Source organism: Microbispora sp. NPDC049633 (assembly GCF_040675265.1).
Classification (GTDB): Bacteria; Actinomycetota; Actinomycetes; order Streptosporangiales; family Streptosporangiaceae; genus Microbispora; species Microbispora maris.
Map to the genome: position 1 here is coordinate 39,641 of NZ_JBFAOO010000017.1, position 24,941 is coordinate 64,581.

The 24,941-nt window shown below is 70.8% G+C and carries 24 protein-coding genes; 9 read left to right on the forward strand and 15 right to left on the reverse strand.

The genetic code is table 11. The features are described 5' to 3' along the window. Positions 1–24: 24 nt before the first annotated feature. From AB0J39_RS07205 to AB0J39_RS07215, 3 genes are read left to right on the forward strand one after another with little or no spacing between them, the layout of a single operon-like run. A complete protein-coding gene (locus AB0J39_RS07205) occupies positions 25–615 on the forward strand; it encodes a TetR/AcrR family transcriptional regulator (protein ID WP_363462541.1) in 591 nt (196 codons plus the stop codon). Continuing rightward, positions 612–1,367 (forward strand): ABC transporter ATP-binding protein, encoded by a 756-nt coding sequence (locus AB0J39_RS07210; RefSeq protein WP_363462542.1) that lies wholly within the window; start codon positions 612–614, stop codon positions 1,365–1,367. The genes AB0J39_RS07205 and AB0J39_RS07210 overlap by 4 nt, the downstream gene beginning before the upstream one ends. Next, entirely contained in the window at positions 1,352–3,088 is a 1,737-nt protein-coding gene (locus AB0J39_RS07215; RefSeq protein ID WP_363462543.1) for a hypothetical protein, read from the forward strand. Before AB0J39_RS07210 ends, AB0J39_RS07215 begins: the two co-directional genes overlap by 16 nt. Positions 3,089–3,105: 17 nt before the next feature. Here the strand turns inward: AB0J39_RS07215 and AB0J39_RS07220 are convergent, their stop codons facing one another. From AB0J39_RS07220 to AB0J39_RS07230, 3 genes are all read right to left on the reverse strand, one after another. Continuing rightward, a complete protein-coding gene (locus AB0J39_RS07220) occupies positions 3,106–3,522 on the reverse strand; it encodes a PIN domain nuclease (protein WP_363462544.1) in 417 nt (138 codons plus the stop codon). Beyond that, the gene (locus AB0J39_RS07225; protein WP_363462545.1) at positions 3,519–3,761 is read right to left on the reverse strand and encodes a type II toxin-antitoxin system VapB family antitoxin; all 243 of its coding nucleotides are present in this window, start codon (positions 3,759–3,761) and stop codon (positions 3,519–3,521) included. The genes AB0J39_RS07220 and AB0J39_RS07225 overlap by 4 nt, the downstream gene beginning before the upstream one ends. 117 nt (positions 3,762–3,878) lie before the next feature. Next, complete coding sequence (locus tag AB0J39_RS07230) at positions 3,879–4,523, reverse strand: TetR family transcriptional regulator (protein ID WP_363462546.1); 645 nt, start codon at positions 4,521–4,523, stop codon at positions 3,879–3,881. 76 nt (positions 4,524–4,599) lie between these two features. On the opposite strand from AB0J39_RS07230, the gene AB0J39_RS07235 reads away from it, so the two are divergent. Further along, positions 4,600–5,880 carry a GH1 family beta-glucosidase gene (locus AB0J39_RS07235; protein ID WP_363462547.1) on the forward strand — a complete coding sequence of 427 codons (1,281 nt, stop codon included), beginning with the start codon at positions 4,600–4,602 and terminating at the stop codon, positions 5,878–5,880. Here AB0J39_RS07235 and AB0J39_RS07240 read toward each other — a convergent pair. After that, positions 5,862–6,758, reverse strand: coding sequence for a hypothetical protein (locus AB0J39_RS07240; protein ID WP_363462548.1), 897 nt, complete (start codon positions 6,756–6,758; stop codon positions 5,862–5,864). The two genes, AB0J39_RS07235 and AB0J39_RS07240, sit on opposite strands and share 19 nt — an antisense overlap. A 242-nt stretch (positions 6,759–7,000) precedes the next feature. Here AB0J39_RS07240 and AB0J39_RS07245 point away from each other — a divergent pair, with 242 nt between their 5' ends. Beyond that, positions 7,001–8,437 carry an aldehyde dehydrogenase gene (locus tag AB0J39_RS07245; protein ID WP_363462549.1) on the forward strand — a complete coding sequence of 479 codons (1,437 nt, stop codon included), beginning with the start codon at positions 7,001–7,003 and terminating at the stop codon, positions 8,435–8,437. A 376-nt stretch (positions 8,438–8,813) separates the two neighbouring features. On the opposite strand, the gene AB0J39_RS07250 is transcribed toward AB0J39_RS07245, so the two are convergent. The 4 genes from AB0J39_RS07250 to AB0J39_RS07265 are packed head-to-tail and all read right to left on the reverse strand — an operon-like array spanning position 8,814 to position 12,166. Next, entirely contained in the window at positions 8,814–9,569 is a 756-nt protein-coding gene (locus tag AB0J39_RS07250) for an alpha/beta fold hydrolase (protein ID WP_363462550.1), read from the reverse strand. 50 nt (positions 9,570–9,619) lie between these two features. Further along, positions 9,620–10,474: a hypothetical protein gene (locus AB0J39_RS07255; protein WP_363462551.1), complete on the reverse strand. Its 855-nt coding sequence runs from the start codon at positions 10,472–10,474 to the stop codon at positions 9,620–9,622. A gap of 28 nt (positions 10,475–10,502) precedes the next feature. Then, on the reverse strand, positions 10,503–11,726 hold the full coding sequence (locus tag AB0J39_RS07260) for a divalent metal cation transporter (protein WP_363462552.1): 1,224 nt from the start codon (positions 11,724–11,726) through the stop codon (positions 10,503–10,505). After that, complete coding sequence (locus tag AB0J39_RS07265; protein ID WP_363462553.1) at positions 11,723–12,166, reverse strand: hypothetical protein; 444 nt, start codon at positions 12,164–12,166, stop codon at positions 11,723–11,725. The genes AB0J39_RS07260 and AB0J39_RS07265 overlap by 4 nt, the downstream gene beginning before the upstream one ends. A 317-nt stretch (positions 12,167–12,483) precedes the next feature. Here AB0J39_RS07265 and typA point away from each other — a divergent pair, with 317 nt between their 5' ends. Both typA and AB0J39_RS07275 read left to right on the forward strand, forming a co-directional pair. Then, a complete protein-coding gene (gene typA / locus AB0J39_RS07270; RefSeq protein WP_363462554.1) occupies positions 12,484–14,337 on the forward strand; it encodes a translational GTPase TypA in 1,854 nt (617 codons plus the stop codon). A gap of 289 nt (positions 14,338–14,626) precedes the next feature. Then, entirely contained in the window at positions 14,627–15,361 is a 735-nt protein-coding gene (locus tag AB0J39_RS07275) for a superoxide dismutase family protein (protein WP_363462555.1), read from the forward strand. A 16-nt stretch (positions 15,362–15,377) separates the two neighbouring features. On the opposite strand, the gene AB0J39_RS07280 is transcribed toward AB0J39_RS07275, so the two are convergent. The 4 genes from AB0J39_RS07280 to AB0J39_RS07295 form a co-directional block, all read right to left on the reverse strand. After that, positions 15,378–16,004 carry a DUF2461 domain-containing protein gene (locus AB0J39_RS07280; RefSeq protein ID WP_363462556.1) on the reverse strand — a complete coding sequence of 209 codons (627 nt, stop codon included), beginning with the start codon at positions 16,002–16,004 and terminating at the stop codon, positions 15,378–15,380. A gap of 64 nt (positions 16,005–16,068) precedes the next feature. Then, on the reverse strand, positions 16,069–16,887 hold the full coding sequence (locus tag AB0J39_RS07285; RefSeq protein WP_363462557.1) for a polysaccharide deacetylase family protein: 819 nt from the start codon (positions 16,885–16,887) through the stop codon (positions 16,069–16,071). A gap of 34 nt (positions 16,888–16,921) precedes the next feature. Then, positions 16,922–17,206, reverse strand: a complete 285-nt coding sequence (locus tag AB0J39_RS07290; RefSeq protein ID WP_311922820.1) for a hypothetical protein — start codon at positions 17,204–17,206, stop codon at positions 16,922–16,924. Between the two features lie 142 nt (positions 17,207–17,348). Next, positions 17,349–17,963 (reverse strand): XRE family transcriptional regulator, encoded by a 615-nt coding sequence (locus AB0J39_RS07295; RefSeq protein WP_363462558.1) that lies wholly within the window; start codon positions 17,961–17,963, stop codon positions 17,349–17,351. Positions 17,964–18,028: 65 nt separating this feature from the next. Between AB0J39_RS07295 and AB0J39_RS07300 the strand changes: the two genes are divergently transcribed. Next, the gene (locus AB0J39_RS07300; RefSeq protein WP_363462559.1) at positions 18,029–18,865 is read left to right on the forward strand and encodes a DMT family transporter; all 837 of its coding nucleotides are present in this window, start codon (positions 18,029–18,031) and stop codon (positions 18,863–18,865) included. A gap of 81 nt (positions 18,866–18,946) precedes the next feature. Here AB0J39_RS07300 and AB0J39_RS07305 read toward each other — a convergent pair whose 3' ends face one another. After that, a complete protein-coding gene (locus AB0J39_RS07305) occupies positions 18,947–19,540 on the reverse strand; it encodes a sigma-70 family RNA polymerase sigma factor (protein WP_363462560.1) in 594 nt (197 codons plus the stop codon). Between the two features lie 307 nt (positions 19,541–19,847). Between AB0J39_RS07305 and AB0J39_RS07310 the strand changes: the two genes are divergently transcribed. Next, positions 19,848–20,918 (forward strand): PLP-dependent cysteine synthase family protein, encoded by a 1,071-nt coding sequence (locus AB0J39_RS07310; protein ID WP_363462561.1) that lies wholly within the window; start codon positions 19,848–19,850, stop codon positions 20,916–20,918. A gap of 44 nt (positions 20,919–20,962) precedes the next feature. Here the strand turns inward: AB0J39_RS07310 and ftsY are convergent, their stop codons facing one another. Both ftsY and AB0J39_RS07320 read right to left on the reverse strand, forming a co-directional pair. Beyond that, complete coding sequence (ftsY, locus tag AB0J39_RS07315; protein ID WP_363462562.1) at positions 20,963–22,144, reverse strand: signal recognition particle-docking protein FtsY; 1,182 nt, start codon at positions 22,142–22,144, stop codon at positions 20,963–20,965. 232 nt (positions 22,145–22,376) lie between these two features. Further along, positions 22,377–24,941 (reverse strand): AAA family ATPase (locus AB0J39_RS07320; protein WP_363462563.1); only part of this gene is annotated, 2,565 nt, incomplete at its 5' end.

Consider the following 24,941-nt stretch of genomic DNA (forward strand, 5'->3'; position numbering starts at 1 on the left):
GAACGGCCGTTTAGGATTCTGAACGTGCCTTCAGGAGAGCGGACGTTCACGGAGGAAGCCCGGCGGACGCAGATCATCGACTGCGCCATCGAGGCCCTCGCGACGCTCGGCTACCGGCAGGCGTCGATGGCCAGGATCGCCAAACTCGCGAAGATCACCCCCGGGCTCATCTCGTACCACTTCGGGGGCAAGGACGAACTGATCGATGCGGTCGTCGCCCACGTCGTGAAGCTCGCCACCGATCTGATGGTGCCGCGCATCCTGGCGCAGACGACCGCCTCCGACGCGCTACGCGTGTACTTCGAGACGAACCTCGAGTTCATGCGAATTCACCGTGAACCCCTGCTGGCGCTCGTGGAGATCATCACCCACGACCGCGACGGCCCCTATTCCAAGCAACAGGACACCGCGCTCACCGACATCGAGAAGGTGCTGGCCTGGGGGCAGCACACCGGTGAGTTCCGGGACTTCCCGCTGCGGCCCATGACCATCGCGATCCGCGGCGCCGTCGACGCCGTGCCCGGCTACCTACTGAAGGATCCCGAGCTCGATCTCCGCGCCCTGGCCGCCGAACTGGCCACGATCTTCTCCCTCGCCACCCGGAGCACACCATGACGCCAGCGCTGGAGATCAGCGGGCTGACCAAGCGTTTCGGCGACAAGCTCGCCGTCGACGCCATCGACCTCAGCGTCCCTCCCGGCTCGTTCTTCGGGCTCGTCGGCCAGAACGGGGCCGGCAAGACCACCACACTGTCCATGGCCGTCGGTCTGCTGCGACCCGACGGCGGCGGTGCCAGGATCTTCGGCGAGGACGTCTGGTCCGCACCCGAGCGAGCCAAGGCCATGGTCGGGGTGCTGCCCGACGGGCTGGCCATGCCCGAGCGGCTGACCGGGCGTGAGGTGCTGACCTATCTGGGTCTGCTCCGTGGGCTGGCCAAGGACGTGGTGTCCCAGCGGGCCGAGGAACTGCTGGCCGTGCTGGAGCTGGACGGCGCGGAGAAGACGCTGGTCGTCGAGTACTCGACCGGCATGCGCAAGAAGATCGGGCTGGCCACCGCGCTGCTGCACGCGCCGCGCCTGCTGGTGCTGGACGAGCCCTTCGAGGCGGTCGACCCGGTGTCGGCCGCGACGATCAAGACGATCCTGCGCGGTTTCGTCGCGGGCGGCGGCTCGATCGTCCTGTCCAGCCATGTCATGGCGCTGGTCGAGCAGTTGTGCGACCACGTGGCGGTGATCGACAAGGGCACGGTGGCCGCCGCCGGCACGCTGGACGAGGTACGCGGCGCGAACTCCCTGGAGGACACCTTCGTCGAGCTCGTCGGCGACCGGGACAACGGGATCAAGGAGTTGTCGTGGCTGTCGCGCTGACCACGCTCACCATGGCCCGGATGAAGGTCGCGGTGCTGCGCCACTCCTTCCACGGCACACGGGCGCAGACCGCGGGCATGGGGGCCGCGCTCGGCGCGCTGCTCGCGGCCGGAACGGTCTACCTGGCCTTCATCAGCCCGGACCTGCAGGCGGCCGCTTACGCGGTCTGGCTGCTGGGCTGGATGCTCGGCCCGATCTTCATGGGCGGCGGCGACGAAACCCTGCGGCCGGAGTACTTCTCGCTGCTCGGCCTGCCGCCGCGCCGGATGGCGGCCGGACTGCTGGTCGCCGCCTTCGTCGGCCTCGCCCCGCTGGTGAGCCTGACCGCCCTGCTCGGGCTGCTGGTCGCGGGTGCACGGCTCGGCGTCGTGAACGCCCTGGCGGCCCTGCCGGCGATGGCCCTGCAACTGGCCGTTCTCGTGCTGCTGTCGAAGGTCTCCGTCGCGGTGGTCGGGCTGGCGCTGCGCACACGCCAGGGCGCGATCGCCTCCGGCCTGATCAACGGCGCGATCCTGGCGGCGCTCGGGCAGAGCTGGGTCCTCTTCGTGGCCTTCGGCCAGACGGGCGTGCCCGCCGCGGTCTGGTACCTGCCCTCCGGATGGGGCCTGCTGGCCGTACGGGGCGAGTGGTGGGCCCTGGCGGCGCTGGCCGTGCTGGCGGCGCTGCTCCTGGGCGCGTGGGCGGCCCTGCTCACCAGACGTACGGGGGCCACGCGGCCCTCCGCGCGCGGCAGACGTCCCATGCGCGCGGCCACCGTCAACGGCGCGATCATCGCCAAGGAGCTGCGCACCTGGTCACGCGACCTGGTCCGCAACCACCAGCTGATCTTCGCCTTGTCGTACGGCGTCTGCTTCGCGGCCAGTCCGTTGGTCCTCGGCTGGGACGGCATGCTGCCGTACGCGGGTCCGATCTTCATCGTGATGGCCGCCGCCATGACCGCCAACCTGTACGGAACCGATGGCACGGCGTTGTGGCTGACCCTGATGACCCCCGGGGCGAGTGATGTGCGCGGCAGGCAGCTGGCCTGGCTGTCGGCGCACGCGCCGGTGGGCATCGCGGTGACGGTGGTGTTCACCGCGATCGCCGGCGGACCGTGGCCGCTGGTCCTGGCGCTGCTGCCCGCCCTGCTGGGCGGCGCGGCCGGACTGGTGCCGCTGGTGTCGGTGTACGGGCTGGTGCCCGGCACCGACCCGCATCGCCGCGCGGGCAACCCCCTGCGTACCAGCGAGGACGACGGCGGCATGACCGGGCTGGCCTATCTGATGCTCGCGCTGGTGCTGCTGACGGGCGTGCCCGCGGGGCTGGTGGCGCTCCGGTACGGCTGGGCGGGCGTGGCCGTCGGGGTCGCGACCGGCGCGCTGTGTTACTGGGGCTTCGGCCTGCTGGCCGCGCGGCGGCTGCGCTCGCACGGGCCCGAGCTGCTGGACACGATGCGGACCGGCCGCAGACCGGAGAAGGCGATGACGTCCCGCCTGGAGCAGTTGCCGAAGGCGCAGAAGGCGATCGCCGGGTGGTGCTTCGGGTTCGGCGCCATCCCGCTGGTTCCGCAGGGCATCGTCGCCGCCGTCTTCGTGTCCAACGGCATGCTGCGCCACAGCTGGTTCCTGGCCACCTACATGCCGCCCGGGCTGCGCTACCCGGTCGCCGCCGCCTTCGTCCTGCTCGGTCTGGCCATGTACGGCACGGGCGTGTGGATCGTCAGGCCACGGCCGTCCCGATAGGGCAGGCGTCGCGTGTGTCAGCGGTCGGCGGTTCCTGGCTCTGCAACCCATCGGGTGGGCTGACCTGTGATCGAGGCGATCATGTCGAAATCACCGTCGTAGTGAAGCACGACGGCCCGGTGCCGTTCGGCGGTGGCGGCGATGATCAGATCCGCCAGGGAAAGCGCTCGATGGAAACCACGGTCCAGAGCCTCACTCTGAACGTCGAGGACGCGGTCGAAGAGCTCGTCACCGCAGTAGAGGTAATTGAACCCGCGCAGGAGAAAGCGAATACGGGCCATATCGGGCTTGTTCCTGGCGCTGTAGACCATCTCCCACTCGATCGCAGCGCAGGTGGCGAGCAGACCACGATCACTCAGTTCGTCAAGCACCTGCGCTACCGCTGGGTTGCCCCAGCGAGCCAGCGCGGACTTGTCGACCAGATAGTCGGTCACGCAGCACCCTGTGAGGGACGCCGCAGGGTGCCGTCCGCGTTGCGGGGACCGGTCTTCTCCACGATCTCGCTGAGGTCGAGCTCCCCGCTCTTGATCGATTCTGCCAGTTCCAATCGCAGACGTCGCTTGACGGCCTCCTCCATGGCCATCCGCACCGCCTTGGCCTTGGTTCTGGTGCCGTAAATCCGCATGGCCTCGGCGACCATGTCATCGTCGAGATCGATAACCGTTCGGCTCATCCGGGCACCTCCTCGCATCGTACTGAACGATACCATCTGACATCTCAAACAGATATCGTTTGGACTTCGCGCCGCGCCGGCCACTTCTGCCCGAGCCTGGCCGAAGGCCGACGCGCCTCAGGCCAGGTGATCGGAGAGGTAGCGGCGGACGAGGCGTTTGCATTCGGCGATGAGGTCGGGGTCGCCCTCGGGGTGGGCGCGGAAGGCCAGCTTGAGCACGGCGTCGGCGGCCTCCACGGCGACCACGAAGGCGCGCGACAGGCCGTCGCCCGGCGCCACCCCGAGCGACTGGACCACGAGGGAGCGCAGCCGGTCGGCCACGACGACGTTGTTCTCCAGGGCCTCGTCGAGCATCCGCTGGGTGCCGGGCAGGGCCGGGCCGCCGGGAGCGGCGAGCACCTCGCCGAAGTCCACCACGCCGAAGCCGGGCGTGGTGCGTTTCATCCGCACGAACTCGTCGACGACCAGGTCCACGGCGTCGGTCCAGTCGGACAGCGGCGCGACGGTCAGCCGGGAGGCGATCCGGTCCAGGTACGCCTCCAGGTTCCGCAGCGCGAGCGCGCGGACCAGGCTCTGCTTGTCGGTGAAGAACTGGTAGAAGGTCCCGATCGGCACCTCGGCCCGGCGGGCGACCTCCTTGGTCGTCAGGGCCGCGTACCCCACCTCGTCGAGCAGCCGGGCACACTCGTCCAGCATGCGCTCGACCCGCTCCTGACTGCGGCGCTGGGCGGGCCGGCGGCGCAGCACTCCCCCTGTGGTCATTCCGCCATTCTCTCCCGCTTCGCAACCACTCGGACTAACATGAGTTCAGCTCATATTAGTCGAGAGAGGCGGCATCATGTTCCTCTGGGGTACGGCCACCGCGTCCTACCAGATCGAAGGGGCGGTCACGGAGGACGGCAGAGGGCCCTCCATCTGGGACACCTTCTCGCACACCCCCGGCAGGGTCCGCGACGGGCACACGGGCGACGTGGCCTGCGACCACTACCATCGTTACGCCGAGGACGTGGCGCTCATGGCCGGTCTCGGTGTCAACGCCTACCGCTTCTCCATCGCCTGGCCCCGGGTGCTGCCCACCGGCGCCGGCCAGGTGAACCAGGCCGGGCTCGACTTCTACGACCGCCTCGTGGACGCGCTGTGCGAGAACGGCATCACTCCGGTGCCGACGCTCTTCCACTGGGACCTGCCGCAGGCGCTGGAGGACGAGGGCGGCTGGCTCGGCCGCGACACCTCCCGCCGTTTCGCCGACTACGCCGCCGTCGTGGCGGAACGGCTGGCCGACCGCGTACGCATGTGGATCACGCTCAACGAGCCGTTCGTGCACATGGTGGAGGGATACGGCCTGGGCATCCACGCTCCGGGCCGGGCGCTCATGTTCGACGCGCTGCCGGTGGCCCACCACCAGCTGCTCGGGCACGGCCTGGCCACCCAGGCGCTGCGGGCGGCCGGCGCGGAGCAGGTGCTGATCACCAACAACTGCACCCCGGTCCGGCCCGCCTCCGGCTCCCCCGAGGACCTGGCCGCCGCCGAGACGTACGACATCCTGCACAACCGGCTGTTCAACGACCCGGTCCTCACCGGCGCCTACCCCGACCTGACGGCGTTCGGCGTCGAGATCCCCGTGAGACCCGGCGATCTGGAGACGATCGCCGAGCCCCTCGACGGGCTGGGGATCAACTACTACAACCCCACCCGGATCGGCGGCCCCGGCGGGGACGGCCTGCCGTTCCGGTTCGAGGAGATCCCCGGCGTTCCCACCACGGCGTTCGGCTGGCCCGTCGTCCCCGACGGCCTGCGCGAGCTGCTCGACGGCCTCAAGGCCCGGTACGGCGACGCGCTGCCGCCCGTCTACATCACCGAGAACGGCTGCTCGTACGAGGGCCTGGACGACCAGGAGCGGATCGCCTACCTCGACGGCCACATCCGGGCGATGCGGCGGGCGGACGTGGACCTGCGGGGCTACTTCGTCTGGTCGCTGCTGGACAACTTCGAGTGGGCCGAGGGCTACCACCAGCGGTTCGGCCTGGTCCACGTCGACTTCGAGACCCAGGAGCGCACGCCGAAGGCGTCCTACCACTGGCTGCGGAAGTTCCTGGAGGGTCAGAGCACCGACACGTGAACATGGTCGTAGTGGTTGGCCGTGATGCCGCCGCGGTCGGACATCATCCGCCATCCGGCGCCCGTGCGCATGTCGTAGAAGCGCTGCTGCCAGATGATGTACATGATCCCGTACTCGCTCGCGTGCTGGATGCACCACTGGGCCAGGGCGTCGCCGCGCTCCTTGGCCACCGCGTCCGGCATGCGGCCGCCGCCGCTCATCATGAAGTCGCAGGCCCGGCCCTTGCCGTGCTCCCCGGGGTCGCCAGGGCGCAGGCAGCCGACGCCGAACGGCATCGGGAACTGCTGCATGATCGCATTACGCGTCGAGACCATGCGCTGGGTCAGGCCGCTGCCGGCGTCGGGGGTCTGGAAGCCGTACTTCGCCATCAGCCGCTCGACCTCGCCGCGCCGCGACTTGAGCTGCTTGATGTGCGCCTGCAGTTTGTCGATCTCGCCGGCGGCCGCGAGGGCCGCCTTCTTCTGCTTGGCGACGAGGTCCTTGACGCTGTTGAGCCGCTCGATCCTGGCGGTGCCCAGATAGGACTGCATCGCCAGCGAACTCGGGTCGGCCGACAGGGAGAACAGCTGCGCGGCGTCCGCGCCCCCGGTCATGTACGAGGACTGCGCGAACGCCACCACCTGCCGCTGGGCCAGGCGCAGGTCGGCCTGCAACTTCCTGCTCCTGCTGGAGGCCTTCTGCGCGGCTCTCTTCGCGTCCTCAAGGCTGAGGATCTCGCCGCGGTACTCCTTCTGGAGCGCGGCGGCCTCCTGGGTGAGCTTGCGGAGTTTAGCCTGCTGGTCCGGTTCGGCCTCGGCGGTGCGGGCGCCCGGGACGGACGGTGCGACAAGCAGCGCGGTGGTGACCACCGCCAGCCTGGCCCAGCGTCCCGACCGCACGCGACCTCCACTCGGATTCGGTCCGAAACTATAGAAGACGATCTTTACGGTCTGCTACCGGAACAGGAGAAGCTCTTAGGTTCAAAGCGGACAGCGGCCGGATTTCCGCCCGTGTGCCCCGTTCGCCGTCGACGCGCCTACCTGGCCCGATCCCGTTTCGCGGGTCCACTCTTGCCAAGGCAGAGCAGAACATGATTCGGTCTTTCTGTGTGCGCGATGGCGCGCCCGATCAGGAGGCAGGCATGCTGCAGCACGACACGCTGTTCATCGGGGGCGACTGGGTGACCCCCGCGGGCACGGGCACGATCGAGGTGATCTCCCCCCACAGCGAGGAGGTCGTCGGCCAGGTGCCGGACGGCACCGCCGCCGACATGGACCGGGCCGTCGCGGCCGCCAGGGACGCCTTCGACAACGGGCCCTGGCCGCGGATGACGATGGCCGAGCGCGCGTCGATCGTGGGACGGCTGGCGGAGATCTACGAGACCCGCCAGGCCGAGATGGCTGAGATCATCACCGCGGAGATGGGGTCTCCGATCACGTTCTCCCAGCTCGCCCAGGCCCCGCAGCCACTGGGGATGCTCAAGTATTTCGCCGGTCTCGGCGCCACGTTCCCCGTCGAGGAGGAGCGGCCCGGCCTGTTCGGCCCGATGATCGTCCGTCGCGAGCCGGTCGGCGTCGTGGCGGCCGTCGTCCCCTGGAACGTCCCCCAGTTCGTCCTCATGACCAAGCTGGCCCCGGCGCTCGTCGCGGGGTGCACCCTGGTGATCAAGCCGGCCCCCGAGACGCCGCTCGACTCCTACCTGCTCGCCGAGATGATCAAGGAGGCCGGCATCCCGGCCGGGGTCGTCAACATCGTCGCGGCAGGCCGCGAGGCGGGCGAGCACCTGGTCTCCCATCCCGGCGTCGACAAGGTGGCCTTCACCGGCTCGACCGCCGCCGGGCGCAGGATCGCGGCGATCTGCGGCGAACAGCTCAAGCGCTGCACGCTCGAACTCGGCGGCAAGTCCGCGGCGATCATCCTCGACGACTGCGACCTGCCCTCGGCCATGGGCTTCCTGTCGATGGCCTCACTGATGAACAACGGCCAGGCGTGCGTGGCGCAGACCCGCATCCTCGCCTCCCGCAACCGGTACGACGAGGTCGTCCAGGCCGTCGCCGAGATGGTGACGAGCCAGCAGGTGGGCGACCCCGCCGACCCGGCCACCGGGATCGGGCCGCTGGTCGCCAGGCGGCAGCAGGAACGGGTCGAGGGCTACATCAGGTCGGGCATCGAGGAGGGCGCCAAGCCGGTCGTCGGCGGCCTCGACCGGCCCTACGACCGGGGCTGGTACGTCGCGCCCACCGTCTTCGCCGGGGCCACCAACGACATGCGCATCGCCCGTGAGGAGATCTTCGGCCCGGTGCTGGCGGTGATCCCGTACGAGGACGAGGAGGACGCGGTGCGGATCGCCAACGACAGCGACTACGGCCTGTCGGGCTCGGTCTGGACCGCCGACACCGACCACGGGGTGGACGTCGCCCGCCGGGTGCGCACCGGCACGTACGGCGTCAACATGATGCACACGCTCGACCCGAACACGCCGTTCGGCGGTTTCAAGGCCAGCGGCCTGGGCCGGGAGCTCGGCCCCGAGGGCCTGTCGGCCTACCTGGAGACCAAGTCGATCGCCCGCCTGGGCTGAAACGCGCGGACTGAAACGCCTGGGCTGAAACGCCTGGGCTGCACGCGGAGGCCGGCACCGGGGAACGCGTCCCTCCGGCCCGGTACGGCGTGTGCCGTACCGGGCCGGTGAAACCGCCCAGCGCGCCCCCGCGACGCTGGGCCACACCCGCTGAGGGTGTGCGCCGATCCCCCAATCGGCCGTGCGGTGTTTCCCGCTTCGCCATCGAGGCGCTCACTCCCGCCTGGTCGAGCCGGAGGCACGCGATGAGCACGTCCCTCCGCGCTTGGTCGCTTCGCTCCCGCACGCTCCTCAGTCCAGACCGGCGGCGCCCTCCGGCTCGCTCGGACCTCCCACGAAGGAGGCACTGGATCCGCACAACCCTCATAGACGACCCTTATGCGGATTTGGTTCGCGAAATCCACTGACCAATTTTCCGGACCAGGTCAGGGGTGGCCGCCGCCTCCGCGTGGCCGTACCCCGGCTCGACCCACAACTCCTTCGGCTCGGCCGCGCACTCGTACAACTGGTGGGCGTGCTCCACGGGGAAGAACGGGTCGTGGTCACCATGCACGATCAGCAGCGGCGTGGGCGCGATCAGCGCCGCCGCCTCGTACGGCGGTAGCGGGACGGGGTCCCATCCGCCGCCCGCGATCCTGGTCCGCTTGACCAGCCGGGCCGCCAGCCGCCCGTGCCAGCGTTCGATCGCCCAGTGGACCTGCCGCATGGGTCTGGTGCCGCGGTAGTACCAGCGGGCCGGCCCGCTCACCGACACCACGCCGTCCACCCCCCCGTGCAGCGCGGCATGCCGTACGACCACGGCGGCGCCCATCGAGAAGCCGACGGTGGCGATGCGCCGGTAGCCGATCGAGCGTGCGTGCTTGACCGCCGCGTCCACGTCGAGGACCTCCAGGTCGCCCACGGTGGACCGGCCCCCGGAGTGTCCGTGGCCCCGGAAGTCGAAGGACACCACGCCGCCGAACCGCGACAGGACGTGCACGATGCGCCGGGTGTCCGGCCCCCTCCACGTTCCGGTGAAGCCGTGCGCGACCACGATGCCGAGATCGAGTGAGCCGTTGGGCGTGTGCGCGGCGTCGATACGGACACCGTCCGCCGTGCGCAGCATCGCCCCGAAGGCAGCAGCGAGAGTCATGCCCCCGACCTTATTTCCCGCCATCTCGCCCCCCACGCGACGGGGATCAATCAGAGATCGGCCGTCGACCGCAGCCGTTCCCAGGGGACCCCCAGCCTGACCTCATCGTCGTCGAGCGACTCGATCTGGTCCCATTCGGCATAGCGGATCTCGCCGTGCATGCGGCGCACGAGGGCGCCCAGCAGCGACGGCCGCCACAGCCCCGGGCCGCGCTCGTACCCGAAGAGCCGCCCGGCCCGCCGCCGGGCGATCAGCACTCCGGCCGCCCGGAACGCCTGCTGGACCTCGGCCAGCAGCGGCCCGTCCTGGACGAGGCGGACGTCCACCGTGTCACCGGCGACCTCCCCCTCCGGGCCGCGGACCGTACGGCCGAGCAGCCCGCCGAGCCGCAGGGCGTCCGGCCTGTCCTCCCACCGCTCCCGCACCCTGAGCGCCCTCTCCGGCGCCTCCCTCGCACCGCCCTCGGGAGCATCCTGCGCGCCGCCCTCGGGAGCATCCTGCGCGCCGCCCTCGGGAGCATCCTGCTCCTTGGTCCCCGCGGCGCCGGGGATCCGGCCGATCACGTTCCTGGTCAGCCAGCGCTCCAGCGCCAGGTCCTGCCGGTGGCCGGCCACCCGTACGGCACTGCCGATCTCGGTCACCAGGCTCATCTCGATGCGGTACGGCCCCGGCCGCTCCTCCCGCCGGAAGAGCCGGTCGGTCTCCGTCATCAGCCATCCCGGCAGGCCGCCGATCCGCGGGCCGAGCGCGAGCGGGCCCGACAGGATCGCGGTGACGTACGGCCGGTCCCCGGGCCGCATCTCCAGGTCGTCCACCTTGCACAGCAGGCGGTCGTCGCTCTCCCTGACGACCTGCCGGTCGAGCAGGTGCAGGCGGGCGTGCAGCACCCGCGCGGTTTCGGTCACCGAGTCCTCACCTCCTCCGGCAGGGTCGTCACTGCCCCGCCTTCGTCGCGATCATCAGGGGGATGGCCGCGACCGCCACGACGAGCAGCAGCACCATGTAGAAACTTCCCAGCACGTTGCTGAATCTGCCGTTGACCTTCTCCCCCATGTAGTCGGGATCGTTGGCGATCATGAGGACCGGCAGGTAGGTGAGCGGCAGGGCCGCCGCCGAGAAGACCAGCGAATACTCGGTCACCTTGATCGGGTCGATGGTGGTGAGGATCAGCGCGGTCGCGACGATCACCGCGGCCAGCACGATCACGTGGAACCGGGCGGCGCGGCCCGGCACCACGTATTTCCCCCACTGCCAGCCGAAATACTGGCTCAGGGAGTAGCCCGACGACAGGGCGGTCTCCAGCGTCGCGCCGAACGTGGCCGCGAACACCCCGAGGATCACCACGCCGAGGCCGACTTTGCCCAGCCCCTGGGCGACCGGGAGCACCATCTGCCCGAGCGAGTCGGGCTCGGCCGCGACCGGCATGAACACGGTCGCCGCGCACGCCGCGATCGTCAGCGACAGCACTCCACCGAGGGGGAAGCCGACGAACACGTTGGCCCGCGCCGTGACCAGGTCCCTGCGGGTCCACCGCTCCTCGACGCCGCCGGAGGAGAAGAAGAACACCTCGTACGGCGTCATCGCCCCGCCGAGCAGCGCGATCGCGTAGTAGAGGTAGGTCGGCACGCCCTCGTCGGACGGCGGCCGGACGGGCTGCGTGGACAGCTCGCCCCAGTCGGGCCCGAGCTGCCACAGCGCCACGATGAACACGACCAGCCCGAGCCCCGCCAGCCCGAAGACGCGCTCCATGGTCTCGAACTTCACCCGCCACATGACCAGCCACGCGACCAGGGCCACGGGCGGCACCCACAGCAGGTAGCCGACCCCGGTCGCCAGCTCCAGCGCGAGCGCGGCGCCGCCGATCTCCGCCGCCAGCGTGAGCACGTTGATGAAGAACGACGCCCCGAGGTTGACCAGCCCGGCGCGGGGGCCCATGCGCTCGCGGACGAGGTCGAAGACCGGCCGCTGCGACACCGCCGCGATCCTGCCGGACATCTCGGCGAAGACGCAGATGCCGATGATGCCGAGGATCACCACCCACGCGAGGGACATGCCGAACCTCGACCCCACGACGGCGTTGGCGACCAGGTCGCCGATGTCCACGAAACCGCCGAAGGCCGTCAGGATGCCGAGCGTGACCGCGAGGAACTTCTTCACTTGTGCCTCTCCGCGAAGTCGTTCAGCTCGCTCGCGAGCCTGCCCAGGTCCCGTACGGCCGCCGCCGGGTCCTTCACGCCGTCCCTGCGCGTCTGGATGAGCAGGTCCTCGACCTCGCTCTCGGCCTTCTCGGTGAGGCGCAGCACCTCGCCCCTGACCCGGTCGGAGGCGTCCGAGGGCGGCTGCACACCGCCGAACTGGTCGTTCACGCTGCTCAGGTCGCGCACCGCCTCGGTCAGCACCACCTCGGCGTACGGCCCGGTCATGCGGTCCCGGTACGCCACGACGGAACGGGCGAACCGCACGGCCGAGGCGGCCGACTCGGCCGTCTTCCCGGCCTTGAGCGCGTAGTCGTGGTCGTCCCACGCGGGGCTGACGCATCCGGACAACAGGAGTGCCGTCAGCAGGGCGAGCGCCACCCGCCGAGCCGGCGGGATCATGTGCGCCGCCGCAGCAGGAAATAGGCGAGGACGAGGATCGGCACGAGGAACTCCGCCCAGGCGATCAGCAGCACGAGGCCTTCATCCGTCACAGCCGGTTCACCTGCCCTGACGGAGAGCCTTTAGACGGAGCCTTTCACCGGCGAGGAATGCCGATCGCCGCGCGGGCGTTTGCATCGAGGGTTCCGTACGCCGTCGGCGCGTGGTGGCGATCGGGATCAACTAAAATGGCTTGGCCGTGTCATGCGGCGGATGTGCGTCTCGCTTCAGTCCCGGGACGCGGACGACACCCCGACGATCCAGAGCGAGACTTCACTATGCCTATGAATACCCGCGACGACCTGCGGAACATCGCGATCATCGCGCACGTCGACCACGGCAAGACCACCCTGGTCGACGCCATGCTATGGCAGTCCGGTGCGTTCCGGGCCAACCAGGACGTGGACGAGCGGGTCATGGACTCCAACGACCTCGAGCGCGAGAAGGGGATCACCATTCTCGCGAAGAACACGGCGGTCAGGCACGGCGGCATGACCCTCAACATCATCGACACCCCCGGCCACGCCGACTTCGGCGGCGAGGTCGAGCGCGGCCTGTCGATGGTGGACGGCGTCGTGCTGCTGGTGGACGCCTCCGAGGGCCCGCTGCCGCAGACCCGCTTCGTGCTGCGCAAGGCGCTGTCCGCGAAGATGCCGGTGATCCTGTGCATCAACAAGGTGGACCGGCCGGACGCCCGCATCGCCGAGGTCGTCGACGAGGTGTACGAGCTGTTCATCGACCTCGACGCGACCGAGGAGCAGATCGACTTCCCGATCGTGTACGCCTCGGCCAAGGCCGGGCGGGCCTCGCTGGAGCGCCCCGCCGACGGCGGCATGCCGGACTCCCCCGACCTCGAGCCGCTGTTCGACACGATCAAGAGCACGATCCCGGCGCCGGTCTACGACCCGTCCGCGCCGCTCCAGGCTCACGTCACCAACCTCGACGCGTCCAGCTACCTCGGCCGTATCGCGCTGTGCCGCGTCCACCAGGGCACGATCCGCAAGGGCCAGCAGGTCGCGTGGTGCCGCACCGACGGCAGCGTCCAGCGCGTCAAGATCTCCGAGCTGCTGATGACCGAGGCGCTGGAGCGCAAGCCCGCCGAGGAGGCCGGGCCCGGTGACATCATCGCGATCGCCGGCATCCCGGACATCATGATCGGTGAGACGCTGGCCGACCCCGAGGACCCGCGCCCGCTGCCGCTGATCACGGTCGACGAGCCGGCGATCTCCATGACGATCGGCACCAACACCAGCCCGCTGGTCGGCAAGGTCAAGGGCGCCAAGGTCACCGCCCGCCTCGTTAAGGACCGCCTCGACAAGGAGCTGGTCGGCAACGTCTCGCTGCGCGTGCTGCCCACCGAGAGCCCGGACGCCTGGGAGGTGCAGGGCCGTGGTGAGCTGGCCCTGGCCATCCTCGTGGAGCAGATGCGCCGCGAGGGCTACGAGCTGACGGTCGGCAAGCCGCAGGTCGTGACCAAGGTCGTCGACGGCAAGGTGCACGAGCCGGTCGAGCGCCTCACGGTCGACTGCCCGGAGGAGTATCTGGGCGCCGTCACCCAGCTCCTGGCCGTGCGCAAGGGCCGCATGGAGCACATGACCAACCACGGCACCGGCTGGATCCGCATGGAGTTCCTGGTGCCGGCGCGCGGCCTGATCGGCTTCCGCACCGAGTTCCTCACCGAGACCCGCGGCACCGGCCTCGTGCACCACGTGTTCGAGACGTACGAGCCGTGGTTCGGCGAGCTGCGCACCCGCAACAACGGCTCGCTGGTCGCCGACCGCGCGGGCCAGGTCACCGCGTTCGCCATGCTCAACCTGCAGGAGCGCGGCACGCTGTTCGTCTCCCCCGGCACCGAGGTGTACGAGGGCATGATCATCGGGGAGAACTCCCGCTCCGACGACATGGACGTGAACATCACCAAGGAGAAGAAGCTCACCAACATGCGCTCCTCCACCAGCGAGGAGACCGAGAAGGTGATCCCGCCGCGCGTCCTGTCCCTGGAGCAGGCCCTGGAGTTCATCCGCGACGACGAGTGCGTGGAGATCACCTCGGAGACCGTGCGCATCCGCAAGACCGTCCTCGACTCGTCCAGCCGGGGCCGCGCCGCCGCCCGCGCCAAGCGCGGCAGCTGAGCGTCTTCACCCGAAGGCTCCTTCACCCGAAGCCCTCGCCGACTCGGTCGGCGGGGGCTTCGGCCTGCCGCCCCCAGAAAGACGGGCGCCGTCACGGACCCGGCGACGCCGCCTCCGGTCGTCACGGCCGGTCTGCGGCGTGCTCCAGGGCTTCGACGGCGACGCCGACGAGAGGCTCCGACGGCAAGAGCGGGTAAACGGCGGGCACAGATGACGTCGTTCGCGCTCCCCCTCCCACTCGGCCGTGCTCTGCTGTCGCAGGCAGTGCAGCGTCTGAGGAGGAGCGATCATGCCCCGCACAACCCGTCTCGCCATGGCCGCCGGGCTCGCCCTGGGACTGGCCGCCGCGGCCGCCCCGGCCGTGCCGGTGCTGTCCGCCACCACCACGGCAGCCACCACCACGGCAGCGAACACCACGGCAGCGAACACCACGGGGACCACCACGGGGACCACCACGGGGACCACCACCACAGCAGCCTCCACCACGGGGGCCTTCGCACCGCGGACCCGCCCCGGCGAGCCGATCACCGCGGTCATCAGGAACACCGCGGGACGTGTCCTGGGCACCGTGCACGTCGAGCGGTACGACGAGAAGAAGTCGCGGGTCAGCGTCGGCATGCGGGGACTCGCTCCCGGATTCCACGGCTTCCACGTCCACGCCGCCGGCGTCTGCGATCCCCGCTCCGTGGACCGCGCGACGGGCAGCGCGTTCTCCAGCGCCGGAAGCCACCTCGGCTCGGGAGCGCACGGGGACACGGCCGGGGACATGCCGCCGCTGCTTGCGGCCGCGGACGGCACCGCCTCCGCGTCCTTCGTGACCGACAGGTTCACCCCGGAGCAGCTGGCCGACACCAACGGAAGCGCGTTCGTGGTGCACGCCGGACCGGACAACTTCGCCCACATCCCGGACCGGTACTTCCACCGCCCCGACGACACCGGCGCCGTGGGGCCGGACACGACCACGCGCAAGACCGGGGACGCCGGTGCCCGGATCGGCTGCGGCGTCGTCAAGCGCCGCGGCTGACCGGGCGGGGGGGCGGTCAGGACAGGTGGCGCCGCAGCCAGTCGACCAGCGGGACGAGCGCCCGCCAGGTCGAGCGGACCCGGTCGAGGGTTTCGGGGGTGTGCAGCCACGGCTCCGGCTCGAACCGCCGCCCGGCGTGCAGCGTCTTGTGCCGCAGGAGGTCGAGCCGGGGGTGGTCCTCCGGCGTGCCGCGAGGGCGGGTCTTGAGCCGCTCGCCGCCGACCGTGAGATCGGCGGGCAGGGCCGCGAGGATCTCCTCCAGCAGGGGCCCGGCGGTGTCGTCGTCCAGGGCCTCGCGGTAGCGCGACACCTGGTCGCCCGGCATCCACCAGCCCGCCGCCACATAGAGGCCGTCGGCGTCCACCTGGACGTAGTAGCCGACGCCCTCCATGCCCACTCCGCAGTAGGCCCCCTGGTGCGTCTTGTACGGCGACTTGTCCTTGGCGAACCGCACGTCGCGGTGCGGGCGGAACAGGTGGGCGGGCCCGAACTCCGGCTCCAGCTCGTCCATCAGCGCGAGCATCGGCGCCCGGACCCCGGTTTCGTACAACTCCTTGTGGGCCGTCCAGTACGCCTTCGAATTGTCGGCGACGAGGCCCTCGTAGAAGATGAGCGCCTCGTCAGGGAACCCGCTGAAACCCATGCCACCAACCTTCGCACGCCCCACCGACAGTCCCGGGACCGGGACCGCGCGGGCCGTGGCCCGTCTACCGGTTGGTGTACTTCTTGCCGGGCGTGGTGGCTCCGAGCAGCTCCGAGACGGTCACGTACGTGAAGCCCTTGCGGTCGAGTTCGTCGAGCAGCCGGGGCAGTGCCTGCACGGTGGTGGCGTGGATGTCGTGCATGAGCACGATGTCACCCGGTTTCGCCGCGGCGCTGCGCTGGGTGATCACGGCGGGGTTGCGGTTGAGCCAGTCGAGGGTGTCGACCGCCCACATGATCTGCGCGAGGCCCGCCTGTCTGGTCTCGTTGTCGACCGTCTGGTTCGTCGCGCCGTACGGCGGGCGCATGACGCGCATCCGCACGCCGGTCACCTTCCGCACGGCCTCCTGGGTCCGGTCGAGCTCGCGGCGCAGGCCGTCGGGCGACAGCCCCGGCAGGGAGGCGTGGTCCCAGGAGTGGTTGCCGATCTCGTGGCCCTCGGAGGCCATCCGCCGCACGAAGTCCCGTGTCTCGTCCGTGACCATCTGCCCGAGCAGGAAGAACGTGGCCCGGGCGTGGTGGGCGGCGAGCAGGTCGAGGACGTGCCCGGTGTATTCGGCCGGCCCGTCGTCGAACGTCAGCGCCACGCACTTGTGCTGCCTGCAGTCGACGTGCCGGGGCGGCGGGATCGCGGGCAGGCGCGGTCCGGGCGCTCCCCGCTGCGATCCCGCCAGCCGGAAGCGCAGCAGGTCGGCGTCGAAACGCCCCGGCGTGCCGAAGCGCGGATGCGGCGCCACGGGACGCTCGCCGGCGGCCGGTACGGTCCTGACCTGGCCACATCCGCCGATCAGCAGCAACGACAGCAGAACGGATCCGATCCGCATACGACCCCCCGGAGCAGGCGGGGGGCCACGAACGCTACGGATAGCCTCCGGCCGATCCCCCCCGCAGAACCTTTTCCAGCTCCTCCCACCAGGGCGGCACGTCCGCCTTGAGTTCGGCGTACCTGCGGGCCACCCGGATGGCGCATCCTGCGGGGTCCGTACCCAGGTGCCGGCACTTCACGGCACCCTCGCGCCAACGGTAAAAGCCCTCACGGAAGGTCACGACCAGGCCTATCCAGACGGAGAGAGTAGCCTCGTCGCCGATCTCGTAGGCGTCGGCCACCCCGAGCGCGGCGAGTTCCGCGCGAAGTTTTTCCACCGCGACTCGCGATTCACTCACCGGCCACCGCCCCCTGCACAGCAGACACGCACAAAAAGGGATGTACCCAACCTTGGAGCGGCGCTTGCGGATTCATTCTGTAATCATCGGCTACTGAGCGTCACCACGCAGCCCTTACTCGTCAGTCATCTGCAGGTTCTCCGCCATCGGCCGGCTCCCGGACATCCGGTGGCTCCGGCGGCTCGGTGACCACCATCACGAAGCGCAGCGGCTCGTCGTGCTCGTTGGCGTAGCGATGAGGCCGGTCGGCGCTGAACACGACGGCGTCACCGCACCCCACGACGTGGCTCCTGCCGTACACGGTCAGCGTGAGCCGCCCCTCCAGAACGGTGAGCATCTCCCTGGTGCCGGCGGGGTGCGCGTCGCCGTCGTGGTGCTCGCCCGGCCCGAGCCGCCAGTCCCACAGCTCCAGGATCGCGGGCGCGTCGGTCCCCACGAGCAGGCGGGCCGATCCTCCCCCGGAGTGCCGGAACGTCACCACCTCGGACTCGTGCACGACCCGTACGACCGGTGTGTCGGCGACCTCCACCAGCCGGGCGAGGGTGACGCCCAGCGCGTCGGCGATGCGGGTGAGCGTGTTGACGCTCGGGTTGGTGCGGCCCTGCTCGATCTGGATCAGCATGCCGCGACTCACGTTCGACCGCGCCGCGAGCTCGTCGAGGGTCATCCCCCGGTGGGCCCGCTGGCCCCGTACGTTGGCGGCGATGGCCGCAGTGATCGTCTCAGGATCAGCCATGGGTCCACAATAGTGATCTCCGAGTACAATCCATTGCACTATTGATGCAATCTCTTGGGGGTCCTGTGACGGCGGCAGTGCTCGCGACGGCATGCGCGGTGATCTTCGGCACGGCCGACTTCTTCGGCGGGCTCGCCACCAGGCGTTCGAAGGTGCTGGCCGTCGTCGTGCTCTCCCAGCTCGGCGGCCTGCTGCTGATCGCCGTCCTGCTCCCGATCCTGCCGGGCCACGCGAGCCCGGCCGCGCTGGCCTGGGGGATGGCCTCCGGGATCGCCGGAGCCCTCGGCATCGTGCTGTTCTACCGCGGCCTGGCCACCGGCATGATGTCCGTGATCGCCCCCACCACGGCGACGACGGCGATGGCCGTCCCCGTGGTCTTCGGCCTGCTCACCGGCGATCGGCCGTCCGCCCTGGCACTGGTGGGCGTCGCGCTCGGCCTGCTCGCCGTCCTGCTGGTCAGCCGCGAGCCGAGCGGCGGCGCGAGCGGCCCGAAGGCGGGACCGATCATCGCCGCCCTGGTGTCGGGAGCGGGTTTCGGCGGGTTCTTCGTGCTGCTCAAGCTGGCCCCGGCCGACTCCGGCACATGGCCCCTGCTGGGGGCGAGGATCGCGTCGATCACACTGGTCGCGCTGCTGGCCCTCGCCACGCGCAGGAGCCTGCGCCCGGTGCCCGGCAGCCTGACGGTGACGATCATGGCCGGGGTGCTCGACATGGCCGCCAACGTGCTCTATCTGCTCGCGGCGCAGCGGGGGATGCTCACCCTGGTCGCCGTCCTGGTGTCGCTCTACCCGGCGAGCACCCTGCTGCTCGCACGGTACGTCCTGGGTGAGCGGCTGAGCCCCGTGCAGATCACCGGCGTGGGGTTCGCGCTCGGCGCGATCGCCCTCATCGCCGCCGCATGAGCACTCCTGACCGCCGCATGAGCACTCCTGACCGCCGCTTGGGCCCCGCCTGAGCCGGGGCCCCTGCCCGCCGCCTGCCCGTCAGGCCGCGCAGGCCTGCTCGGGAATGCGTACGACGCCCTCCTCGCGGGCGTAGCCCTCCAGCATGCCCCGGAGCTGCCGGCGGCCCCGATGCAGCCGGGACATCACGGTGCCGATCGGCGTGCCCATCCGGTCGGCGATCTCCTTGTACGCGAAGCCCTCCACGTCGGCCAGGTAGACGGCCACCCGGAAGTCCTCCGGCAGAGCGCGCAGGGCGTTCATCACGACGCTGTCCGGGATCTGGTCGAGCGCCTCGGTCTCGGCCGAGCGCAGCCCGGTCGACGTGTGCGACTCGGCCGCGGCCAACTGCCAGTCCTCGATCTCCTCGGCGGCCGACAGCTTGGGCGAGCGCTGCTTCTTCCGGTAGTCGTTGATGAAGTTGTTGGTGAGGATGCGGTGCAGCCACGCTTTGAGGTTCGTGCCCTCACGGAACTGGTGGTACGACGTGAACGCCTTGGCCACGGTCTCCTGAACCAGGTCCTCGGCGTCGGCGGGGTTGCGCGTCAGACGCATCGCGGACGCGTAGAGCTGGCTCGTCACCGGCACGACCTCACGCTCGAACCATGCCTGCCGCTGCTCGTCGGTCGAGATCATCTCTTCCCCCTACGGAACTTCTCCCCCGTTACCCGTCCGGCCGGAACACATGCGAGGTCGCTCGTTCATCGTTGTGCCAAGGACATCGTGCCGATCGGGGCCTAAGCACGCTGTTAAGTCGTCCGGCCTGGTCAGCACCGTCGATGTAGGGACCAGGCCCGCGCGGCCAGGTCACGCGCAAGCCGAACAAGTCTCATTAGCGTAACACTGGAGCCTCAATCGAGAGTAAAATGTGGCAGGTTTCACTGTCTGTCGGCCCAGTTGGGGCCTTTGGTGTTCATGCCGGACAACGTGCCAGAGTGGCGCCATGAACCACCTGGATCGGCATGATCCGGTCACGAGGGCCTGGGTGGCCGACGCCATCCAGGCCGTCGAGGCCGACGCCAACCGAAGCTGTGACACTCATCTGCATGCCTTCCCGCTCCCCTCGCACTGGGGTGTCGACCTCTATCTGAAAGACGAGTCGGTGCACCCGACCGGTTCACTCAAGCACCGGCTCGCCCGCTCCCTTTTCCTGTACGGCCTGGCCAACGGCTGGATCGGGCCCACCACCACGATCATCGAGGCGTCCAGCGGGTCCACCGCCGTGAGCGAGGCGTACTTCGCCCGCCTGCTCGGCCTGCCGTTCATCGCGGTGATCCCGGCGAGCACCTCGCCGGAGAAGCGGGAGATCATCGAGTTCTACGGCGGCAAGTGCCACCTGGTGGACGACCCCAGGGCGATCTACGACGAGTCGCACCGGCTCGCCGCCGAGACCGGCGGGCACTACATGGACCAGTTCACCTACGCGGAGCGGGCGACGGACTGGCGGGGCAACAACAACATCGCCGAGAGCATCTTCCAGCAGATGACCCTCGAACGGCACCCGGAGCCCGCGTGGATCGTGGTCGGTGCGGGCACCGGCGGCACCTCCGCGACGATCGGCCGCTACATCCGCTACCGCCGGCACCAGACGCGGCTGTGCGTGGCCGATCCCGAGGGCTCGGCGTTCTACCCGTCCTGGATCTCCGGTGAGGAGCACGGCGGCGCCGGATCGCGGATCGAGGGCATCGGCCGGCCGCGGGTCGAGCCGTCGTTCCTGCCGACGGTCATCGACCGGATGACGCAGGTCCCGGACGCCCTGTCGATCGCGGCCATGCACTGGGTCAGAGAGGTCACCCGCCGGGAGGTCGGCGGCTCGACCGGCACCAACATCGCGGCGGCGGTCCAGATCATCCGGGAGATGCGGCAGCGAGGCGAGCGCGGCAGCGTGGTCACGCTGATCTGCGACGGCGCCGAGCGCTACCGCGACACCTACGGCGACCCGCGCTGGCTGTCCGGGCAGAGCATCGACATCGCCCCGCACCTGGAGGAGCTGCGCGCCTTCCTGCGCGACTGAAGGCGGGCGGGCCGGGAGCACCGGCCCCCCCGCCTTCCCGTCTGTCAGTCGCCGAGCAGGGCGTCGACGAAGACCTCGGGGTCGAACGGCGCGAGGTCGTCCGGCCCCTCACCGAGACCCACGAGCTTCACGGGCACGCCCAGCTCGCGCTGGACCGAGATCACGATGCCGCCCTTGGCCGTGCCGTCCAGCTTGGTCAGGGCGATGCCGGTGACGTTGACCACCTCGGCGAAGACCTGCGCCTGACGCATGCCGTTCTGCCCCGTGGTCGCGTCGAGGACGAGCAGCACCTCGTCCACGGCGGCCTTCTTCTCGATGACCCGCTTCACCTTGCCCAGCTCGTCCATGAGGCCGGTCTTGGTGTGCAGGCGGCCCGCCGTGTCGATGATGACGGTGTCGGCCTTGTCCTCGATGCCCTTGGCCACGGCGTCGAACGCCACGGACGCCGGGTCGCCGCCCTCCGGGCCGCGCACCACGCCCGCCCCGACGCGGTCGCCCCACGTCTGCAGCTGGTCGGTGGCCGCCGCGCGGAAGGTGTCGGCGGCGCCGAGGACGACCTTCCCGCCGTCGCCGACCAGGACGCGGGCGAGCTTGCCCGAGGTCGTGGTCTTGCCCGTGCCGTTGACGCCCACGACGAGGACGACCGCGGGCCGCTCGCCGTGCGGCTTGGTGTGCAGGGTCCGGTCGAGGTCGGGGGCGATCTGCGTGAGCAGTTCCTCCCTGAGCAGCTTGCGCACCTCGTCAGGGGTGCGGGTGCCGAGGACCTTCACCTTCGTCCGCAGTTCCTCCACCATCGCCCTGGTCGGCGCGACGCCGACGTCGGCGGTGATCAGAGTCTCCTCGATCTCGTCCCAGACGTCGTCGTCGAGGCGGTCGCGCGACAGCAGTTCGAGCAGGCCGCGTCCGAGGACGTTCTGCGAACGGGCCAGCCTGCTGCGCAGCCGCACCATCCGGCCGGCCGAGGGCGGCGGGACCTCGATCTCGGGAGCCTTGATCAGCTCTTCGATCGGAGCGGCGGGGGGCGGCAGTGTCGTCGTCGTGCCGCCGTCTTCCTCACCGAGTCCCGTCTTCGCGGGCTCCTCGATCACGGGAGCCTTCGGCTCGGGCGGGGCCGGCGGCGCGGGCGGCAGATCCTTCGCCTTCGGCCGGAACAGCAGCCAGAGGCCACCCACCGCCAATATGGCGACGATGGCCACGATCACGATGATGCCGAGGTAACCGTCCACACCATGCAGTTTCCCAGATCACCCGCATTACTCCCGCCAGCGCACAGCTCGTTCGAGCGATCCGGAGGGGCGCGCCGCCGATCTGGACTGAGGAGCGCGCGGGAGCGAAGCGACCAAGCGCGACGAGGGACGCGCTCATGGCGCGCCTCCGGCACGACCAGGCGGAAATGAGCGCCCCGATGGTGAGCGGGAGAACACGAGCGAACCGGAGGGGCGCGCCGCCCCGCTCTGCCTAGACCTTCTCGCGGAGGCGCTGGCTGACGACTTGGGTGACACCGTCGCCGCGCATGGACACGCCGTACAGCGCGTCGGCGATCTCCATCGTGCGCTTCTGATGCGTGATCACGATGAGCTGTGAGGTCTGTCTCAGTTCCTCGAAGAGGGTGAGCAGCCGCTGCGTGTTGGTGTCGTCGAGCGCCGCCTCGACCTCGTCCATCACGTAGAACGGCGACGGGCGCGCCTTGAAGATCGAGACGAGGAACGCGACCGCCGTCAGCGACCGCTCGCCGCCGGACAGCAGCGACAGGCGCTTGACCTTCTTGCCGGGCGGCCTGGCCTCGACCTCCACGCCCGTCGTCAGCATGTCCTCCGGGTCGGTCAGCAGCAGGCGGCCCTCCCCTCCGGGGAAGACCCGCTGGAAGATCTCCCCGAACTCGCGCGCCACGTCCTCGAACGCCGCCGCGAAGACCTGCTCGACCCGGTCGTCGACCTCCTTGACCACGAGCAGCAGGTCGCGCCGGGTCTTCTTGAGGTCTTCGAGCTGCGAGGTGAGAAAGGCGTGCCGCTCCTCGAGCGCGGCGAACTCCTCAAGCGCCAGCGGGTTGACCTTGCCGAGCTGGGTCATCTGCCGCTCGGCCGTCCTGGCCCGCTTCTCCTGCTCCTCCCGGACGTACGGCACCGGCGGGTCGCCCGGCACCGGCACGCCCGGCCCGTACTCGGCGATGAGCGGTTCGAGCTCGATGCCGTACTCCTCCAGGGCGCGCTGCTCCATCTGCTCCAGGCGCAGCCGGCGTTCGGTCCTGGCCATCTCGCTGCCGTGGACCCGGTTGACCAGGGCGTCCAGCTCGGAGCCGAGCTCCCGCACGCGCAGGCGCACCTGCTTGAGCTCGCCGTCGATCCGCCCGCGCGCCCGATCGGCCTCGTCGCGCTCCTCGGCGGCCCGCGCGAGCGAGCCCTCCAGCGCGCCCAGGGCGGCGCGCGCTCCGTCGGCCACCGCGGCGGCGATCTCCGCCTGCCTGCGGCGGCGTTCCCGGTCGGCCGCGGCCCGGGCGCGGTCCTGCCGCTCGCGCTGCGCCGCGCGCAGCAGGGCGTCGGCGCGGCCCGCGATGCCCCGCACCCGCTCCTCGGCCGTACGGACGGTCAGCCGGGCCTCCATCTCGGCCTGCCGGGTGACGCCGCAGGCGGCGGCCAGGTCGTCCCGGGTGTCGGTGGTCGGCTCCGCCTCCAGCTCGGCGGCGTACTCCGCCTCGGCGAGCTGCTCCTCCAGCTCAACGACCGCGGCCTGCGCCTGTTCGCGCGACTCCTGCGCGTCCAGCACGGACCGGCCGAGCCGGGCCGCCTCGTCCTGTGCGGCCTTGACCGCGGCCTCCAGCCGGGCGAGCTGCCTGGCCGCCGCCGCGGCCCGCTGGTCGGCCTCCCGCTGCCTGCCGCGCAGGCGGTCGAGCCCGGCCTGCGCCGCGTTCAGCCCGTTCTGCGCGGCGTTGACGCCGCCCTGGGCGGCGCTCACGCCGCTCTGCGCCTCCGTGACCCGCGCCTGCGCCGCCTCCAGCGCGAGCTGGCACTCCCGCTCGGCGGCCACGGCCTCGGTCAGCGCCTCCGCGTGCCGTTCCGCCCCGGCCCGGGCGGTGGCGAGATCGGCGGCGGCCTCGTCCAGGGCCGTACGCATCTGCAGCAGCGAGGCGCCGCCACCGGAGCCGCCGTGCGCGGCGTGGACGCCGAGCAGGTCGCCGGACGTGGTCACGGCCCGCAGCTCCGGGTGGGCGTCCACTACCTTGCGCGCGGTGAGCAGGTCGGGCACCACGACCACGCCGGACAGCAGCGCCTCCACGGCGGGGCGCAGCTCGTCCGGCACGGTCACCAGATCGGCGGCCCACTCGGCGCCCGCGACGGGCACCTCCGGCCGCCCACCGTCACCGTTCCTGTCCCCCGCGATCAGCAGGGCGGCGCGGCCGGCGTCGGCCTCGCGCAGGTGCTCGACGGCCGCGACGGCGGCGGTCAGCGAGGCGACGGCCACACCGTCGACCGCCAGGACGGCCGCGACGGCCGCCTCCGCCCCCGGGCGTACGGCCAGCAGCGTGGCGATCGGGCCGAGCACCCCGGGAAGACCGGCGCCGAGCAGCGCGGCCGCCCCGTCCGCTCCCCCGGCCAGGCTCATCTCCAGTGCCTCGCACCGCGCCTGGAGAGCGGCGACGGCGCGCTGCGATTCGGCGTCGGCGGCGCGGGCCGTGCCCACGGCGGCCTTGGCGGCGGCCAGCGCGTCCCTGGGCGCGGCCAGCTCGGCCCGCGCCCGCTCCACGACGGCCTCGGCCTGCTCGGCCACGGCCCTGGCCTCCTCCACCGCGGCGCGGGCGAGGTCCACCCCTTCCTGCGCGGCCTCCAGCTCGGCCGTGAGCTCGGGGTCGGCCGGCGACTCGTCGAGGGCCTGCGTGTCGAGCTCGTCCTGGGCCTGTTCGGCGCGCCGGGTGGCGTCCTCGACGGCCTTGGTGAGCCTGCCGATCTCGTCCCCCGCGGCCCTGGCCCTGCTCCTGGCCGACTCGACCTGGCCGCGCAGCCGGGCGAGGGCCTCGCGGCGGTCGGC

What these genes read in the sequence shown, in the direction of transcription:
- AB0J39_RS07305 (WP_363462560.1), bottom strand. Translation starts at nt 19,540, where the DNA reads ATGATCTCGACCGACGAGCAGCGGCAGGCATGGTTCGAGCGTGAGGTC.
- AB0J39_RS07275 (WP_363462555.1), top strand. Translation starts at nt 14,627, where the DNA reads ATGCCCCGCACAACCCGTCTCGCCATGGCCGCCGGGCTCGCCCTGGGA.
- AB0J39_RS07285 (WP_363462557.1), bottom strand. Translation starts at nt 16,887, where the DNA reads ATGCGGATCGGATCCGTTCTGCTGTCGTTGCTGCTGATCGGCGGATGT.
- AB0J39_RS07280 (WP_363462556.1), bottom strand. Translation starts at nt 16,004, where the DNA reads ATGGGTTTCAGCGGGTTCCCTGACGAGGCGCTCATCTTCTACGAGGGC.
- AB0J39_RS07295 (WP_363462558.1), bottom strand. Translation starts at nt 17,963, where the DNA reads ATGGCTGATCCTGAGACGATCACTGCGGCCATCGCCGCCAACGTACGG.
- AB0J39_RS07210 (WP_363462542.1), top strand. Translation starts at nt 612, where the DNA reads ATGACGCCAGCGCTGGAGATCAGCGGGCTGACCAAGCGTTTCGGCGAC.
- AB0J39_RS07235 (WP_363462547.1), top strand. Translation starts at nt 4,600, where the DNA reads ATGTTCCTCTGGGGTACGGCCACCGCGTCCTACCAGATCGAAGGGGCG.
- AB0J39_RS07230 (WP_363462546.1), bottom strand. Translation starts at nt 4,523, where the DNA reads ATGACCACAGGGGGAGTGCTGCGCCGCCGGCCCGCCCAGCGCCGCAGT.
- AB0J39_RS07310 (WP_363462561.1), top strand. Translation starts at nt 19,848, where the DNA reads ATGAACCACCTGGATCGGCATGATCCGGTCACGAGGGCCTGGGTGGCC.
- AB0J39_RS07265 (WP_363462553.1), bottom strand. Translation starts at nt 12,166, where the DNA reads ATGATCCCGCCGGCTCGGCGGGTGGCGCTCGCCCTGCTGACGGCACTC.
- AB0J39_RS07245 (WP_363462549.1), top strand. Translation starts at nt 7,001, where the DNA reads ATGCTGCAGCACGACACGCTGTTCATCGGGGGCGACTGGGTGACCCCC.
- AB0J39_RS07250 (WP_363462550.1), bottom strand. Translation starts at nt 9,569, where the DNA reads ATGACTCTCGCTGCTGCCTTCGGGGCGATGCTGCGCACGGCGGACGGT.
- AB0J39_RS07225 (WP_363462545.1), bottom strand. Translation starts at nt 3,761, where the DNA reads ATGAGCCGAACGGTTATCGATCTCGACGATGACATGGTCGCCGAGGCC.
- typA (WP_363462554.1), top strand. Translation starts at nt 12,484, where the DNA reads ATGCCTATGAATACCCGCGACGACCTGCGGAACATCGCGATCATCGCG.